We start from the raw sequence: 16,470 nt of genomic DNA, 5'->3' as shown, positions 1-16,470 counted from the left end.
TAATTCTGCGCTAAAACGGAAAACCTCCGGGAAAGACTCTAGCACCACTAAAAGAGGCTAAAATCTCTCCGGGAGGCTTCCGGAAAATGGGCAAAATTCCTTAAAAAGGCGGTTTTATATGGATGCGCTTACGGGTTGGGTTCCGCCAGTTTGTTCACATTTAATTCCCCTTGTGGAATCGGCCAGATGTACACTGAAGCCGTTGTCACCACAGCCTGGATGTTACCTTTGGCGGGGAGCGGCTGGTTCAGGCGCAACAGGTCGTTGGAGCGGAAGCCTTCACCCAGCAACTCGATCCGGCGTTCTACCAGAATCGCATCGATCAGCGCGGTTTTGTCGGCCAAGGTCGTATAAACTGCCGTTGGGGCCGAGCGTCCACGCACCGCATTTAGCAGGGCCAAAGCGTCGGCATCGACACCGGCTGCCAGCCGGGCTTTCGCTTCAGCCAGGTTCAGCAGCACTTCGGCGTAGCGGATGATGGGCACATAGTCGGTATGTTGCGGCCCCGTCGGGAATTTAGTCAGGCGGTTGCGGCCCGCATCTCCCGTGAAATCGTTTTTGACAAAATTGGTCCGACGGGCATCTGTCGCCGTGAAAGCTGGGTTTGCCAGAATTCCGTTGGGGTTCAGGCTGTAATCACCAATGCCGACGATGGGCATGTAGTAACTTGCCAAACCGTTCTGGGTGCCCGGCAAATCGTTGCTGCTCATCGGCATCGAGAGGATGGATTCGGTCGTTGTGTAGTTGGTGAAAACCGTTGCCACGGAAGCCTGAAGCTGGTGCGCTACACCGGTAGCGGCCCGGTACGGAGCGGTGGCCGAAACGATTTTGTTGGCTTCCGTCACCACATCGGCGTAACGACCCATTGCCAGATACGCCCGGGTTTTGAGGGCAATCGCCGTGTTCTTGTGGGCCCGGGTCGTATTCAGCACGGCCGTCGCGTAGTTGGTCGGCAGGTTTTGTTCGGCGAAAGTCAGATCTTCCAGAATCTGGGTATAGACCTGCGCAACCGTACTCCGGACCAGATCGTTGTTTCCGGTTCCAACCTCTCCCTTCAACCGCAACGGCAAGCCCAGGCTGGCCCCGTTGTCTTTGGTATAAGGCTGGGCGTACAACTGAATCAGCGACAAGTAGGTCAGTCCCCGCAAAAACCGGGCTTCACCCCGGTATTGATTGGCCAGCGCAGCATCGACCACGTTCGGGTTGGCATCCAGCCCTTCCAGAAACAGGTTGATCCGGTTGATGGCCAGATACGCCTGGTTCCAGAGGTTGGTCGGCTCGTTCGACCCGGAGTTGTTGGTATGGTTCCAGGTCTGGAGCGCCGTTACCCCATTGTTGGTAACATTCAGAAATTCTTCCCCGCGAACGTCAATGTAGACCAGGTAGCGGCCACCCAGAAACTGGCCGTTTTTAACACTGGAGTACAAGCCGTTTATCTGCGCCAGCACCCGGTCGGGGTTGGCAAAGGCTTCCACATCGGCCAGACTGGTCAGCGGAGTGGGTTCCAGAATTTCTTCTTCGGTACAGGAGGTCGTCACCGGACCGAGCAGCACTGCCAGCAAAGCCGCTTTCAGCACGGAGCGCCGGTTTATGAAAGGAAATATGATATGTTTTTTCATGGAAAGTCGAAAGAATCGTTTAAGGATGATAAAGAATCAGGGCGTCAAACGATCGATTAAAAATTGAGACTCAAACCAGCCGTGAACGTCCGGGCCTGCGGAACCGAGTTCCGGTCGACACCCGGCGCGGTATTGGAGTTCCGGTTGGTTGAAATCTCAGGGTCAGCACCCGTATACCCCGTGATGGTAAAGGCGTTTTGTACCTGCGCATACACCCGGATGGAGGAAAGGTTGGCTTTCCGCAGCAGATCATTCCGGAACGTATACGCCAGCATGATGTTCCGGGCCCGCAGGAAGTCGCCTTTTTCGACGTTAGCCGAGATCGGGTTGGCCGAACCGTTCGAAATGTTGTCGTTCAAAACCGGGCGGGGTACATCGGTTACGTCACCAGCCTGTTTCCAGTGGTTCAATACGCCGACTTCGTTGTTCCAGGGGCGTTGATCACGCAGACCGGCTTTCGTTCCGTTGTAGATCACGTTTCCGCCCGAATACTGGAAGAATATACCCAATTCCAGGTTGCCGTATTTGAATGTATTGTCCAGACCGCCGTACCACTTCGGCAGGGCCGCACCCACCACGACGCGGTCGGTTCCGGAAATGGCCGGGGCGTTGCCGTCTTTGTCGACGTATGTCCAGCGGCTGGCAGCCGGGGCCGAGTGGTCATACTGCACGCGATCTCCGGCGGCATTGATGAAAATTCGACGACCGTTGGCCGGGTTGACACCGTCGGTCCGGATGACATAGATGCTACCAATCGATTCGTTTACCCGCACGATGTTCGAGCTTTCCAAACCACCCGTATTGGCCAGAATGTCGGCGTTGTTGTTGGCCAGCGCCGTCACTTCGTTTTTCAGCGTCGAGAGGTTGAAACTGGTCGTCCAGTTAAACTTGCCTCGCTGAATGTTGGTCGAGGTCAGCCCCAGTTCGATTCCTTTATTGACCATGGAGCCAATGTTGGTCAGGATGAAGTTGTTCGGAATCCCGCGGGAGGGAGCCTGGGGTTCGGGCAGGACCAGGTCCGTCACGTTTTTGTTGTAGTAGGTCAGTTCCCCCGTGATGCGGTCGCCGAACAACCCGAACGCAATCCCGATGTCGCTGCTGGTGCTGGTTTCCCATTGCAGCGCCGGGTTACCGGCTTGTGCGAAGAAGAAGGTCGGAACCGTTCCGTACAAACCGGAGTTGAAGAGACTCAGCGAACCGAAGTCGCTGATGCTGGCATTCCCGACGCGGCCTAAGCTGGCCCGGATTTTAAATTCGTTGACAATTTTGCCGATCGAATTTTTCCAGAAGTTTTCTTCGGAAATCCGCCAGCCGATCGAGCCACCCGGGAAGTTTCCGTACTTGCTGCCTTTGGCATACGCAGAATAACCATCCCGCCGGAAGTTGAATGTCAGCAGGTATTTCTGATCAAAATTGTAATCCAGCCGGGCGAAGTACGAGATCAAACCGTTCTGACTCTGGAAGTTACCGGATGGGGGCTGGTTGCTCGTAAAGTTACCCTGGTAGGAGGTAAAGAACGGATCGGACAATCCCTGCCGCGCACCGCCCCAGCGGTTGATCGTGTATTTCTGTACTTCGTTACCGGCTACAATCGACGCGTTGTTTTTGCCCAGTTGCAGGTCGTACGTAAAGTAGTTCTGCCAGTTCCACTGCTTGATGTTTGTGAAAATGTTGAACGCCTGACCGCCCGCCGTACCGCCTTCGCCGTGGATGCTGTTCCGGAAGTCGATGTCTTCGACGGTTGTGTTGTCGATCCCGTACGAGGTCCGGAACGACAGCCCTTTGAACAGGTTGACATCCGCAAAAATATTCCCGATCAGGTGGTTGTTTTCCGACGTAAACCGGCTCAGTTCCAGATCCGGCAGCGGGTTGTAGTAACCACCCGGGCCGATCAGGTTATTGCCCAGACCCATGTTGTTGCCCGCCCGGTTGATGTTGTAGGAACCGTCGGGGTTGCGGGGGGCTACGTTGGGTGCCAGCACCAGCGGCAGACGACCCAGACCACCTGTGCTGAATGCGCCTGTCGTCCCGGTGTTCGGTGCCTGGTTGTTGCTGTTGGCCAGGGTGATGTTGGCACCGAGTTTGATAGCTTTGTTCAATTGATGCGAAATGTTCATGCGGCCCGTCATCCGGCTGAAGGAGTTCTTCTTCAGCATCCCTTCCTGGTCCGTGTAGCCGACAGAGAAAGCATACTTGGTGTCCTTCGTTCCCCCGTTGACGCTCAGGTTGTGGTTGTGGGCCGTCCCCGTGCGGTAAACGACATCATACCAGTCGGTATTGACCAGACTGCCATCGGCGTTGTAGGACGGGAAGAACTGGTCCGGCAGATTGGCATTGCGGGCTGCCAGGTTCTTGTAATCCATGAATTGCTGCGCATCCAGCATGTCGAACAACCGGAAGGGGCTCGTTACGCCGATCCAGCCGTCGTACGTTACCTGAACGCGGCCTTCTTTGCCTTTTTTAGTCGTAATGAGAATAACCCCGGCGGCTGCCCGCGAACCGTAAATGGCCGTGGCCGAGGCATCTTTCAGGATTTCCAGCGATTCGATGTCCGAAGGATTGATGTCGCCCAGCGGGTTGTTGACCGTAAAACCGCCCGCCGACACGTTGTCGTTGGAGTTGATCGGCAAACCATCGATGACAATCAGGGGCGACGAACTGCCGTTGATGGACGAAACCCCGCGAACCCGGATTACCGGGGCGTTGTTCAGCACGCCGTTCGGAGTAATGATGTTCACCCCGGCCGCTCGGCCCTGCAACGCCTGGTCGAAGCTTTGCACCGGTTTGTTGGCGATACTGGCCCCATCGACCGACGACACCGCGCCGGTGATGGTTTTTTTACTTTGCGTACCGTACCCGACAACCACCACCTCGCTGAGATTCGTGGCATCAATCTGGAGCGTAACGTTGATCGTCGAGCGATTCCCAGCGTCAATTTCCTGCGTAGAAAAACCGATAAAACTGTAAATTAATTTGGCATTGGCTGGCACGTTGGTAAGGCGGTAGGTGCCATCGGCATCGCTGTTGGTCCCGCGTGAGGTGCCTTTGATTTGAACATTCACTCCCGGAAGCGGGGAGCCGTCGTCTGATGAAGTGATTTTCCCGGTAATGGTACGATCCTGTGCCAAAACAGGCAAAGAAAGCAAGGTACACCATACCAAAAGGGATGGTAAGAATTTTCTCATAGTTCTGTACATTTGTTTAGGTTATTCGCAAAATTGCTTCAAAAAATGATGGCATGATACGATTTTGCAAAAATTTTGTAAAAAATTACCTCTTAGGAATATTTACTCATTTTTTGATACTTTTATATCTCTTTTATTGAAATGCCATTATGAATAAAACTAAGAGAATAGTTTTGTGGGTTTTAATCGTTTTTCTGCTAGCGTCAGAGGGTATTTATGCGCAAGTAACCCTGAAATCGCAAATGAACAAATTGGCCGATGGCCTTGAAAAAAAGGTGGTCACCTGGCGTCGGGAAATTCACCAGAATCCGGAGTTGGGAAACCGGGAAATTCAAACTTCGGCTAAAATCGCGGCTCATTTGCATGCGTTAGGGATCGAGGTAAAAACCAATGTGGCCAAAACCGGCGTCGTGGGGATTTTGAAAGGCGGAAAGCCGGGGCCGGTGGTGGCGCTGCGGGCCGACATGGACGGTTTGCCCGTGACCGAACGGGTGGATGTTCCGTTCAAATCGACCGTGACCACCGAGTTCAACGGGCAGCAAACCGGCGTGATGCATGCGTGCGGACATGATTCACACGTCGCCATTCTGATGGGCGTGGCCGAGGTGCTGGCTTCCGTGAAAAACGACCTGAAAGGAACCGTGAAATTCATTTTCCAACCCGCCGAGGAAGGGCCACCGGCGGGCGAAGAAGGCGGAGCGCAACTGATGGTCAAGGAAGGGGTGCTCGAAAATCCGAAGGTGGACGCCATTTTCGGGCTGCACATCAATTCCCAGACCGAAGTCGGAACCATCAAATACCGCCCGGGGGCTACGATGGCCGCTGTCGATTTTTACAGCATTAAGGTGAAAGGAAAGCAGACGCACGGCGCGGCACCCTGGTCGGGCGTCGACCCGATTGTGACCTCGTCGCAGATTGTGATGGGCCTGCAAACCATCGTCAGCCGGAACCTGCCGATTACGGAATACCCGGCGGTGGTGACAGTCGGCGCGATGCACGGGGGGATTCGGCAGAACATCATTCCGGAAGAAGTTAACATGATTGGCACCATCCGATCGTTTACGCCCGAGATGCAGAAAACCATTCACCGCCGGATCAACGAAATTGCCTCCAACGTCTCGGAAAGCGCCGGTGCGAAGGCTGATGTGAAGATTGATGTCATGTATCCGGTGACGTACAACGACCCCGCCCTGACCGATCAGATGGTGCCGACGCTCGAAGCGGTGGCCGGGAAAGAAAACGTATTGATTCGTCCGCTCGACACCGGCGCGGAGGATTTTTCCTTTTTCCAACAGAAGGTGCCCGGTTTCTTCTTTTTCCTCGGCGGTATGCCGAAAGGCAAAAAAGTGGAAGATGCGGCCCCGCACCACACCCCGGATTTTTACATCGACGAAAGCGGCTTTGGCCTGGGTGTCAAAGCACTCTGCCACCTGACGGTGGATTACATGGAGCAGTGGAAAGGAGGAGCGACGGTGGGGAAAAGGAAATAATTTTTTAATAACGAATAACGAATAACGAATAACGAATAACGAATAACGAATAACGAATAACGAATAACGAATAACGAATAACGAATAACGAATAACGAAGTTGCCTAGATGATTCTAACGATTTAGGTTGCGCTCGGCGGTTTCGATGCTTTTTTTAAAGATTCGAATCAGCTCAGTGCATTCTGTTAGAGTTATCTGACCGGTCTCGTTCAGCAGATTTACTTTGTCCAGAATTCTGAGATTAATTCGGGATTCTCGAAGCTCTTTGAGCGCACCTTTCATTTTGTGAATGAAATCTTTTTGTGATTCAGCGCTTTGAGCCTCACCGTAATGGAGGGCGGGGGCAGTACCCGATCGAAGAAGCTGGCTACCCAAATGACTGGATGCTTTGGTAGTTGGTAAGGCTTCAACGACGGCGATTACCACGGCAGAGAAGTCGATCAGGCGATCTTCCAGATCAAACTTACGCTCACTCATTTCTTCTCGCTATTCGTTGTTCAAAAATCATCATTCACTATTTTGTTTGACGATTATACTTGTCCCAAGTCATTCAAATCCGACGGTTTTCGTTATTCATTATTCGCTATTCAATATTCGTTATTCAAAAACTTCATCTTTCCTCCTTCCTCACTCACCTCCAGCGTGGCACCTCGGCCGATGGGCATGGCGAGATTGCGGGCCACATGGCCGACCGGGAAATCGAAGCAGACCGGAAACCGGTAGGAAGCGACGTGCTCGGCAATGATTTCGTTAACGGTTTTGCCGAAGGGCGCCGACTCATTGATGCGCATTTCCGAAAATTGGCCCACGACCAGTCCGGCCAAACCGGCCAGTCGGCCCGAGCGCCGAAGCTGAATCAGCATTCGGTCGACGGAATAGAACGTTTCGTCGATGTCTTCAATAAACAGCAACTTGCCGCTTAAGTCGATGTCGGAGGGCGTACAGAGGGTATGAACCAGCAACGTCAGGTTACCACCGACGAGTGGACCGCTGGCGGTTCCGGGACGATTCAGGACATTGGCCGGGCTGGCATAGGGCGCAACCGTTTCGCCAAATAAGCACTGACGCAGCGTTTCAAGGGAATCCTTAACGCCTTCACTACCAAACAATTTCGGCATGATGGCGTGCAGGCTTTGAATGCCTAGTTGGTGCAGGTGGCAGTGCAGGACCGTAATGTCGCTGAAGCCGACGATCCATTTGGGATTTTTGAGAAACTGGGTAAAATCAAGCTGGTCGAGGATGCGGTAACTGCCGTAACCGCCCCGGGCCGAAAAAACTGCCCGGATTGTCGGATCATCGAGCATCTGCTGCAGTTCCCGGGCGCGCAGGGCATCGTCGCCGGCAAACTGGTAGTGGCTACTGTACAGCGTCTGGCCTTCAACGACATCGAGCTGCCACTGGTCGCGCAAAATCCGGAAAGCCGGTTCGAGGGACTCGTAATCCAGCCGACTGGCCATGGCCATCACGCCGACCCGATGGCCGGGTTGGAGGAAGGAGGGACGTATCAAGGTCGATCAGATAAAAATGATGTCTTCTAGCACATCGGTGCCCATTTCGCGGTTGATGAGCTGAATCATTTTCTGCTTGGCGATGACCAGTTCGTTGCGAAGCGGAGCGGAGTTAATCTCAATGTGCAGCTTTCGATCCCGGACATAGAGCCGGTTGGTGCGGGAGGCAATGGCTTTGCCCATCATTTTCTCCCAGAAGGCTTCAAGGTAGGTTTCGTTGAAGCGGGTTTGCAGTTGATACGACTTCAGCATATGGCCGATTGCGTCCTTCAGGGCAACCGTTCCGGGCTTCCGGGAAGCGTTTTCTTTGTCAAATCGATAGTATTGGGCCATACGATGCGGTGTCTTGACACAAAGGTAACGAACGACCGGAAGGAATGGCAAGCCGGTTTCCAAAAAAAATTAGCCGGTCGGGTAGTCTGGTTTGCCCGAATAGCGGTACATATTGCTGAAACCGGAGAAAATCAGCCGCATTTCCAGGCGGGTTGATTAAATTAATGCGAAATGCCGTCCGAACATTCGCTTTTTCGGGTAGAACTTCCCTACTTTGAGCTTTATTTACTCTTGAGATACCTATAGTCCTTATCTGATTTATGCAATCTTCAGAAAAACCGTCGCAACCATCGCGTCGCAAATTTATTCAGGCCGGGGCGCTCGCGGCCAGTGGCTTCTTCATCGTGCCGCGTCATGTGCTGGGCGGCCGGGGCTTCATTGCGCCAAGCGATAAACTGAACCTGGCCGCCGTTGGTTTTGGTGGAAAAGGGTCGAGTGACATCAACAATTCGTTTAACAACGGAGCTAATAACGTTGTGGCTCTGTGCGATGTCGATTGGGGGCTGGCCCGCGTTAAAGAAAATTTTACGAAGCACGCCAATGCCAAGCGCTACAAGGACTTCCGTGAAATGCTCGACAAGGAAGGAAAAACCATCGACGCCGTAACGGTTTCGACGGCCGACCACACCCACGCGGTGGTGGCCATGGCCGCTATGCAGCGCGGAAAACACGTTTATGTGCAAAAACCGCTGACGCACAATATTTACGAAGCCCGGATGCTGACCGAAGCGGCCCGCAAATACAAGGTGGTGACGCAGATGGGAAACCAGGGTTCGTCGAACCCGCAGCAGAAAACGATGGTCGAGTGGTTCGACAAAGGGCTGCTCGGTAAGGTGAGCGAAATCCAGATCTGGACCAACCGTCCCGTGTGGCCACAGGGTATTCCGGTACCGCAACCGGCTGGCGAAACGCCCGTCGATCTGGATTGGGACCTGTGGCTCGGACCCGCCCAGAAAGTGGGCTACACCCCGGCCTACCACCCCTTCAAATGGCGGGGTTGGTGGAACTTTGGTGCGGGTGCACTCGGCGACATCGGTTGTCACATCATGGACATTCCGTTCCGGGTACTGGGACTGGGCTATCCGACCGAGGTGGAAACCAGCGTTGGGGCGGTTTTCCTCAAAGACTGGACGCCGGAGTATAATCCCGAAGGTTGCCCGCCCTCTTCGCGCGTCGAATTGAAATTCCCGGCTTCGGCCAAAAATAAATCCGATGTGAAACTGGTTTGGTCCGACGGCGGTATCCGTCCGTTCAAACCCGATCTGCTGCCAACCGGCGAAGCGTATCCGGAAAATGGCGAAAACGGGATGTTCATGATCGGGGATAAAGGCATGATTGCCTGCGGCATGTACGGCGACGATCCGATTTTGTACACCAAAGACGGCCAGAAAATTGTCGCTCCGGCGAAACCGAAACCGGAAAATGGCAAGTTCTGGCCAGAAAATGGCCATCAGATTCTGTGGACCGAAGCCTGCAAAGCCGGTTTTAACAGCAAAGAACACAAAGCACTAACCTCGTCGTTCGACTTTTCAGGACCGCTGACTGAATCCGTGCTGATGGGTAACCTGGCCATTCGTAGTTACATGCTCCGGACACCCAAAGCCGACGGCAAGGGGTTCACCTACCCGGGCCGTAAGCGGTTGACCTGGGATGGTAAGAATATGAAAATCACCAACTTCGATGACGCTAACCAGTTTGTTTCGCGGCAATACCGCGACGGCTGGAAATTGTCGATGTAAGACGAACCGGATCATTTCCCTGTAGAACCTCCTGTTTGCTGTCGGTTTGACGGTAAAGCAGGAGGTTTTCTGTTTGGGAGAAGCGAGTAAAGAAAGTCCTTCATCCGGTTTCCTGTTAAAAAATTTGGAGCAACGGTCTTCGTTCGCTATACTTGCGGCTCAAATCAAGTCTCCAAACCGATACGGAACGTCTCCGTATCCTTTGCAACAGCCAATTGTTGCGCTTGATTTATAAAGAAGAGGCAAGAGACCGGGCTCGGTGAACCTCTGGCAACCTGCCGCGCGGCAAGGTGCTACATCCCGCCTACGGAATCATTCCGGTGATTTTGATAGGAGATATAAATCGAACTGACCATGATTCACATCCGATGCTGTATGCCCCCCGGTGGGCTACTACACACCTACACGCTGAGCACACCGACAAGCGGGAGCGGCTTTCGGTTGATCATTGATGCGGCCTATCGTGACTGAACTTCACGAAAAACCGTCGCAACAATCTATCTGTGCGCCCTTTCCGGCCAGCCGCCGGAATGCTGACCTACGTTTTTACCCATAGTCAACAATTCCACCAACTTACATGGCAAACCCTTTGCATTTCGAAACCCTGCAACTGCACGCAGGTCAGGAACCCGACCCTACCACCAAAGCGCGGGCCGTTCCCATTTACCAAACTTCATCCTACGTTTTCGATAATGCCGAACACGGGGCCAAACTCTTTGCGTTACAGCAGTTTGGGAATATTTACACCCGGATCATGAACCCGACTACCGACGTGTTCGAGAAGCGCATTGCGGCTCTCGAAGGCGGGGTGGCCGCTTTGGCCGTCGGGTCCGGACAGGCCGCTCAGTTTGTGGCGCTGAACAACATCCTGAGCGTCGGAGATAACTTCGTAACCACTTCCTACCTCTACGGCGGGACGTACAACCAGTTCAAGGTGTCGTTCAAACGGCTGGGCATCGAAGCCCGGTTTGCAGATGGCGATAAAGTGGAGAGCTTTGAGCGGCTAATCGACGAAAAGACCAAGGCTATTTACCTGGAAACCATCGGGAACCCGGAGTTTAACATTCCGGATTTTGAGGCCTTTGCCGCCCTGGCTCAGAAACACGACTTGCCGTTGATTGTCGACAACACCTTCGGTGCGGGCGGTTATCTGTTCCGACCCATCGAACACGGCGCGGCTGTGGTGGTTGAGTCGGCGACCAAGTGGATCGGTGGCCACGGCACGAGCATCGGGGGCGTCATTGTCGATAGCGGGAATTACAACTGGGGGAACGGCAAATTTCCGCAGTTTACCGAACCCGCCGAAGGCTACCACGGCCTAATATTCAACGATGTGTTCGGCATCGGCGGCCCGTTTGGCAATATCCAGTTCATCATCCGCGCCCGGGTCGAAGGGCTGCGCGACTGGGGCCCGGCCCTGAGCCCATTCAACTCGTTTTTATTCCTGCAAGGCGTTGAAACGCTGTCGCTGCGTGTCGACCGGACGGTGCAGAACGCCCTGGCGATTGCGCAGTGGCTGGAGCAGCACGAGCAGGTCGAGAAGGTCTTTTACCCGGGATTGGCCAGCAGCCCGTACCACACGCTGGCCCAGAAATACCTGAAACGCGGTTTTGGGGGCGTTCTGTCGTTCAAACTGAAAGCCGGGAAGGAAGCGGCCGATACCTTTATCGATAACCTGAAGTTGATCAGCCACTTAGCCAATGTCGGTGATGCCAAAACGCTGATCATTCACCCGGCGGCAACAACACACCAGCAATTGAGTGCCGAAGAGCAGGTTAGCGCCGGGGTACAACCAGGCCAGTTGCGGCTGTCGCTGGGTATTGAACACATCGACGACATCAAAGCCGATCTGGAACAGGCGTTTGCGGCCATCAAGGCGTAGTATTCGATTTACGGTAGGCCGCACCTTCATTATTCGGTGTTCGTTATTCAGTATTCGATATTTGTTATTTCAATATTGAACACCGAATAACGAATATCGAATAACGAAGGTGAAACCGCTTACCGACAACTCTTTTTCGATTGGAGACTAAATTCTTTGATTACAAGTTTACCTTCTCGCTGGAGTCGGGAACCTCCCTGCCGGGTTTTCGGTTGGCGTACACGACGCGCGGAACGCTCAATGAAGATCGTTCCAACGTCGTCTGGGTTTGCCATGCCCTGACGGGCAGCGCCGACGTGATTGATTGGTGGGACGGGATGGTCGGGCCGGGGAAATTTTATGATCCGGCTCAGTACTTCATCGTTTGTGTCAACGTGTTAGGCTCTTGCTACGGCTCCACCGGCCCGCTGTCCATTCATCCAACTACTGGGCAGCCGTTTTACCACGAGTTCCCGCAGGTGACGATTCATGACATTGTGAAGGCGCTGGATCTGTTGCGTCAGGAATTGGAAATCGAGCAGATTTACACCTGCATCGGCGGGTCGCTGGGCGGGCAGCAAGCGCTGGAGTGGTCGATTCAGCAACCCGAGCTGATTCAAAACCTGATTCTGATTGCCACCAACGCCGTGATGTCGCCCTGGGGCATTGCCTTCAACGAAGCCCAGCGGATGGCCATCAGCGCCGATCCGACCTGGCTTGAAAACCGCGAAGATGCCGGACGGGCGGGCATGAAAGCGGCTCGGGCCGTGGCGATGTTGTCGTACCGGAACTACGATACCTACGGGTTTACGCAGGCGCTCGACAACAACGAGCAACTCGATCATTACAAAGCTTCCAGCTACCAGCAGTACCAGGGCGAAAAGCTGGCCAACCGCTTCAATGCCTATACCTACTGGGTTTTGACGAAAGTTATGGACTCCCATAACGTGGGCCGAAACCGGGGAAGCATTACCCTGGCGCTGGAGCAGGTCCGGTCGCGAACGCTGGCGGTCGGGATCAAATCCGATATTCTCTTTCCTCCCGTCGAACAGAAAACCCTGGCCCGGCACATCCCGGATGCCCGGTATGAAGAAATTGATTCGTTGTACGGACACGACGGTTTTCTGATCGAAACCAAACCGCTGACACAGATCATCCGGCGCTGGATGGAAGAGCGGAGCCTGGTGTTGAAAAGCAGATTTTGATCGAATGTATAGCATTCGGCTCACCAATAGTAGATACCGTATCTTCTATTGCTTTAGAAATGAGTGAACTTGAAAAACAGGTTACTAAGCTCATTATGCCCAATAAATCTATTGATTTATAAATAATTTAATAAAATTCAATCATTAGTAAATTATTTTAAAATATCCTGCCTATCTTTCCCGACGTTTCATCTCATCTCAAGTTTCTTAAAGGTATCGAGTAGTATGGAGGCCAATTATACTGTATCCATCGTAGATAAGAAAAAAAACCGTCTGAAGCGCGGTATATTGAAAGAAATGTACCGCCTTGGCCCCCTGACACTGGCGCAGTTGGCGAAGGCCCTACATGCCAGCGTCCCCTCGGTTACTATGTTGATTGATGAACTGGCTTCGGAAAACTGGGTGCAGGAAATCGGTACCGGTACCGCGCAATACGGACGGAAACCGGCGTTGTTTGGGCTGCGTTCCGGCAACCAGGCTATCGTGGTAGTGGACATTAGCATCCATGACATTAAATTGGTCGTCTTCGATCTGACCAACCGGGTCTTGGACCGGCTGGATGTCAACCTGCGGCTGGAGGACTCCGTTGCTTTTCTGGAAACGCTGCAAGGGCCACTCGACGAGGTAGCGCAGCGCATTCAGGAGCGTCAGCTCAACATCATCGGAGTCGGTTGCGCCCTCCCCGGGTTGGTGGACCCCCGGACCGGAACCAATTATACCTACAAGAACCTGAATCGTCCGGAACTCTCGTTGCAGCAGCAACTGGCAGCCTGCTTCGATGCGCCGGTTTACCTAATCAACGATACCAAAGCCACGATTCTGGGCGAACACCGCTTCGGACTGGCGAAAGGGAAAAACCATGTTCTGTCGATCAATATCGATTGGGGAGTAGGTTTGGGTGTGATTCACAACGGCGATATTGTGCAGGGTGCGGCCGGTTTTGCGGGCGAATTGGGGCACATTCAGCTCCAGGCCGACGGCGAACTATGTTCGTGTGGCAAGGTCGGTTGTCTGGATACACTCACGTCGGCGTCGTCGCTGGTTCGGCGGGTAAAAGCCGGTTTACGCGAAGGCCGGGTATCCAAGCTGGCCGAAGAGAATTTTGAGAATATTGATGTCGAAATGGTCATCGAAAAAGCCAAAGCGGGCGACGAACTGGCCATCGACCTGCTGAACGAGGTGGGGAGCGAACTGGGCAAAGGACTGTCTATTGCGGTTCACCTGTTCAACCCGGAGCTGATCATCGTCAACGGTGTCGTCGCAAAAGCCGAGCGCCTGATTACCCGACCCATCGAACAGGCCATCGACAAGTACTGTCTGGCCGATTTTCGCAATAAACTCATCATCACGGTGTCTCGGTTAGGGGAAATGGCCAAACTCTACGGCACGCAGGCTTACGTAGTGCAGTGCCTGCTCGAACACGAAGAAATACCATAACCAACCCAATCCAATCCTGAATGAAAGTTCTATTTTCGCTTGCAGTATCACTTTGTCTGACAATTCAGCTATCGTTTGCCCAATCTTCCCGGTATGCTATTGTGCCGCAGCCCGTTCGGCTAACCGAAGAGAAGGGAAGTTTTAAACTACCGAACAACGTATCAATCAGTATCGGCGACGATGATCCGGAAGTACGCCGGGTGGCTGGCATGCTGGCGGATCAACTCACAAAATCGACCGGTAAAACCGCCAAAGTAAAAACCGGTAAAGCGGGGGCAATTACTTTTGTCAGGATGCGCAACCCCAAACTGGGAAAAGAAGGCTACTTCCTGAATGTGACGCCCAAACGCATCACGCTGATGGCGCAGGAACCCAACGGCTTTTTTTACGGAATGCAATCGCTGCTGCAACTGCTGCCTGCTGAGGTGTTCGGGAACTCCGTGGCACAGGGCGTCGACTGGTCGGTACCGTGCTGCTCGATTGAAGACCAGCCCCGGTTTGCCTATCGCGGGATGATGCTGGACGTGGCGCGGCATTTTTACCCGACACCGGCGGTCAAGAAGTTCATCGATCAGATCGCTCTTCACAAAATCAACACCTTTCACTGGCACCTGACCGATGACCAGGGCTGGCGGATCGAGATCAAAAAACACCCAAAACTGACCGAAATCGGCTCGGTTCGCAAAGAAACGATGCTGGGTCGCTACGGCAACAATAAATTTGACAAAACACCCTACGGCGGTTTCTACACCCAGGACGAAATCCGGGATGTGATTAAATACGCTCAGGAGCGCTTCATTACGGTGATTCCGGAGATTGAAATGCCGGGCCACGCGATGGCGATTCTGTCAGCTTACCCGCAGTTGGGCAGCAGTCCGGACAAAATTGTGCCCGTAACGGGCCGGTGGGGCGTTCACGAAGATGTGCTTTTTCCGCGCGAAGAAACGTTCACATTTCTGGAAGAAGTGTTGACGGAAGTGATCGACCTGTTTCCGAGCCAGTACATTCACATTGGAGGTGACGAATGTCCGAAAAAGCAATGGCAGGAAAGCCGGTTTTGCCAGGACCTGATCAAGAAACAGGGCTTAAAAGATGAACATGAACTGCAAAGTTACTTCATCGGCCGGATCGATAAATTCATCACCTCGAAAGGCCGGAAAATGATCGGCTGGGACGAAATTCTGGAAGGCGGTTTGTCGCCTAACGCGACAGTTATGAGCTGGCGGGGCGTCGATGGCGGAATTGCGGCTGCCAAACAGGGACACGATGCGATCATGACGCCGACGACGTATTTCTACCTCGACTATTACCAGGCAGACCCGAAAACGACGAACATGCCCCTGGCCATCGGCGGTTTTCTGCCGCTCGAAAAAACCTATTCGTACGAACCGCTTCCCGATTCACTTTCAGCCGACATTAAAAAGCACATCATCGGTGTTCAGGCCAATGTCTGGACGGAATACATTAAAACGCCGGATTACCTCGAATACATGATTTACCCCCGGGCCATTGCGATGTCGGAAATAGGCTGGACGCCCCGGGAACGCAAAAACCTTGAGGATTTCAAGCAGCGGCTAGACGTTCATAAGAAACGGCTCGATGTGCTGGGAATTAACTACTACGGTGCGCCCATCAACCCGAACTTCCAATACGTAAAACCGGACGGATCAGTCGGGAAGTTGTAAGAAAACTGGTATAAATAACCGCCTAAAATCTGGAATATCCGGGTTTTAGGCGGTTTTGTTTTCTACCTTCCCAATGAATTACCATTCCCTTCGACATCGCTTCGGTCATAACTCAAGGCTCCGGAAGGGCATTGGTCGATCTGACGCATAATTCGCTCGGAAGTGGCGCCCTGAATCGTCACCCAGGGGCGTTTTCCGGGATCGAAAACCTGGGGTAAGCCCGTAAAACAGCGCCGGGAATGCATACAGATAGATGGTTTCCAGACAACGGTGATTTCGCCATTGGTGTAGCGGGTTGTAATGTCGTTCATGAATGATCTGGTCAGGATGGAAAGTTCGTACAGGCAAATCGGTAGAGAATGCAGATTTTCGCCTTACCAACACAAATTGCTAAAATTATCTCAATGT

12 protein-coding genes and 1 riboswitch are annotated in these 16,470 nt (G+C 53.3%); of the genes, 6 read left to right on the top strand and 6 right to left on the bottom strand.

The window, feature by feature from the left end:
- Nucleotides 1-128: 128 nt before the first annotated feature.
- Complete coding sequence (locus tag ACO2Q8_RS25715) at nt 129-1,619, bottom strand: RagB/SusD family nutrient uptake outer membrane protein (protein ID WP_423347755.1); 1,491 nt, start codon at nt 1,617-1,619, stop codon at nt 129-131.
- A gap of 56 nt (nt 1,620-1,675) precedes the next feature.
- Nucleotides 1,676-4,747 (bottom strand): SusC/RagA family TonB-linked outer membrane protein, encoded by a 3,072-nt coding sequence (locus ACO2Q8_RS25710; RefSeq protein ID WP_423347754.1) that lies wholly within the window; start codon nt 4,745-4,747, stop codon nt 1,676-1,678.
- Nucleotides 4,748-4,953: 206 nt separating this feature from the next.
- Between ACO2Q8_RS25710 and ACO2Q8_RS25705 the strand changes: the two genes are divergently transcribed.
- On the top strand, nt 4,954-6,294 hold the full coding sequence (locus ACO2Q8_RS25705; RefSeq protein ID WP_423347753.1) for an amidohydrolase: 1,341 nt from the start codon (nt 4,954-4,956) through the stop codon (nt 6,292-6,294).
- Between the two features lie 114 nt (nt 6,295-6,408).
- Here ACO2Q8_RS25705 and ACO2Q8_RS25700 read toward each other — a convergent pair whose 3' ends face one another.
- The 3 genes from ACO2Q8_RS25700 to ACO2Q8_RS25690 form a co-directional block, all read right to left on the bottom strand.
- Nucleotides 6,409-6,771: a four helix bundle protein gene (locus tag ACO2Q8_RS25700; RefSeq protein ID WP_423347752.1), complete on the bottom strand. Its 363-nt coding sequence runs from the start codon at nt 6,769-6,771 to the stop codon at nt 6,409-6,411.
- A gap of 110 nt (nt 6,772-6,881) precedes the next feature.
- Complete coding sequence (locus ACO2Q8_RS25695) at nt 6,882-7,802, bottom strand: S66 peptidase family protein (protein ID WP_423347751.1); 921 nt, start codon at nt 7,800-7,802, stop codon at nt 6,882-6,884.
- A 6-nt stretch (nt 7,803-7,808) separates the two neighbouring features.
- Complete coding sequence (locus ACO2Q8_RS25690) at nt 7,809-8,135, bottom strand: DUF721 domain-containing protein (protein ID WP_423347750.1); 327 nt, start codon at nt 8,133-8,135, stop codon at nt 7,809-7,811.
- Between the two features lie 260 nt (nt 8,136-8,395).
- Here ACO2Q8_RS25690 and ACO2Q8_RS25685 point away from each other — a divergent pair, with 260 nt between their 5' ends.
- The 5 genes from ACO2Q8_RS25685 to ACO2Q8_RS25665 all read left to right on the top strand — a co-directional run bounded on the left by ACO2Q8_RS25685 (nt 8,396) and on the right by ACO2Q8_RS25665 (nt 16,062).
- Nucleotides 8,396-9,874 carry a Gfo/Idh/MocA family protein gene (locus ACO2Q8_RS25685; RefSeq protein WP_423347749.1) on the top strand — a complete coding sequence of 493 codons (1,479 nt, stop codon included), beginning with the start codon at nt 8,396-8,398 and terminating at the stop codon, nt 9,872-9,874.
- A gap of 226 nt (nt 9,875-10,100) precedes the next feature.
- A riboswitch (SAM riboswitch) is annotated at nt 10,101-10,219 on the top strand.
- A gap of 232 nt (nt 10,220-10,451) precedes the next feature.
- Nucleotides 10,452-11,756, top strand: coding sequence for an O-acetylhomoserine aminocarboxypropyltransferase/cysteine synthase family protein (locus tag ACO2Q8_RS25680; RefSeq protein WP_423347748.1), 1,305 nt, complete (start codon nt 10,452-10,454; stop codon nt 11,754-11,756).
- 140 nt (nt 11,757-11,896) lie between these two features.
- A complete protein-coding gene (metX, locus tag ACO2Q8_RS25675) occupies nt 11,897-12,940 on the top strand; it encodes a homoserine O-acetyltransferase MetX (protein ID WP_423347747.1) in 1,044 nt (347 codons plus the stop codon).
- Between the two features lie 225 nt (nt 12,941-13,165).
- Nucleotides 13,166-14,377, top strand: a complete 1,212-nt coding sequence (locus tag ACO2Q8_RS25670) for an ROK family transcriptional regulator (RefSeq protein WP_423347746.1) — start codon at nt 13,166-13,168, stop codon at nt 14,375-14,377.
- Nucleotides 14,378-14,397: 20 nt separating this feature from the next.
- Nucleotides 14,398-16,062 (top strand): beta-N-acetylhexosaminidase, encoded by a 1,665-nt coding sequence (locus tag ACO2Q8_RS25665; protein WP_423347745.1) that lies wholly within the window; start codon nt 14,398-14,400, stop codon nt 16,060-16,062.
- 62 nt (nt 16,063-16,124) lie between these two features.
- On the opposite strand, the gene ACO2Q8_RS25660 is transcribed toward ACO2Q8_RS25665, so the two are convergent.
- Entirely contained in the window at nt 16,125-16,373 is a 249-nt protein-coding gene (locus ACO2Q8_RS25660) for a (4Fe-4S)-binding protein (protein ID WP_423347744.1), read from the bottom strand.
- Between the last annotated feature and the right edge of the window lie 97 nt (nt 16,374-16,470).

The organism is Larkinella sp. VNQ87, assembly GCF_049445795.1.
GTDB lineage: Bacteria > Bacteroidota > Bacteroidia > Cytophagales > Spirosomataceae > Larkinella.
Note: the sequence above shows the minus strand (reverse complement) of the source record. Positions and strands in the feature narration are given on the sequence as shown.

Excerpts from the sequence above, each read along its gene's own strand:
- ACO2Q8_RS25715 (WP_423347755.1), bottom strand. The coding sequence starts at position 1,619 with ATGAAAAAACATATCATATTTCCTTTCATAAACCGGCGCTCCGTGCTG.
- ACO2Q8_RS25705 (WP_423347753.1), top strand. The coding sequence starts at position 4,954 with ATGAATAAAACTAAGAGAATAGTTTTGTGGGTTTTAATCGTTTTTCTG.
- ACO2Q8_RS25700 (WP_423347752.1), bottom strand. The coding sequence starts at position 6,771 with ATGAGTGAGCGTAAGTTTGATCTGGAAGATCGCCTGATCGACTTCTCT.
- ACO2Q8_RS25690 (WP_423347750.1), bottom strand. The coding sequence starts at position 8,135 with ATGGCCCAATACTATCGATTTGACAAAGAAAACGCTTCCCGGAAGCCC.
- ACO2Q8_RS25685 (WP_423347749.1), top strand. The coding sequence starts at position 8,396 with ATGCAATCTTCAGAAAAACCGTCGCAACCATCGCGTCGCAAATTTATT.
- ACO2Q8_RS25680 (WP_423347748.1), top strand. The coding sequence starts at position 10,452 with ATGGCAAACCCTTTGCATTTCGAAACCCTGCAACTGCACGCAGGTCAG.
- ACO2Q8_RS25670 (WP_423347746.1), top strand. The coding sequence starts at position 13,166 with ATGGAGGCCAATTATACTGTATCCATCGTAGATAAGAAAAAAAACCGT.
- ACO2Q8_RS25665 (WP_423347745.1), top strand. The coding sequence starts at position 14,398 with ATGAAAGTTCTATTTTCGCTTGCAGTATCACTTTGTCTGACAATTCAG.
- ACO2Q8_RS25660 (WP_423347744.1), bottom strand. The coding sequence starts at position 16,373 with ATGAACGACATTACAACCCGCTACACCAATGGCGAAATCACCGTTGTC.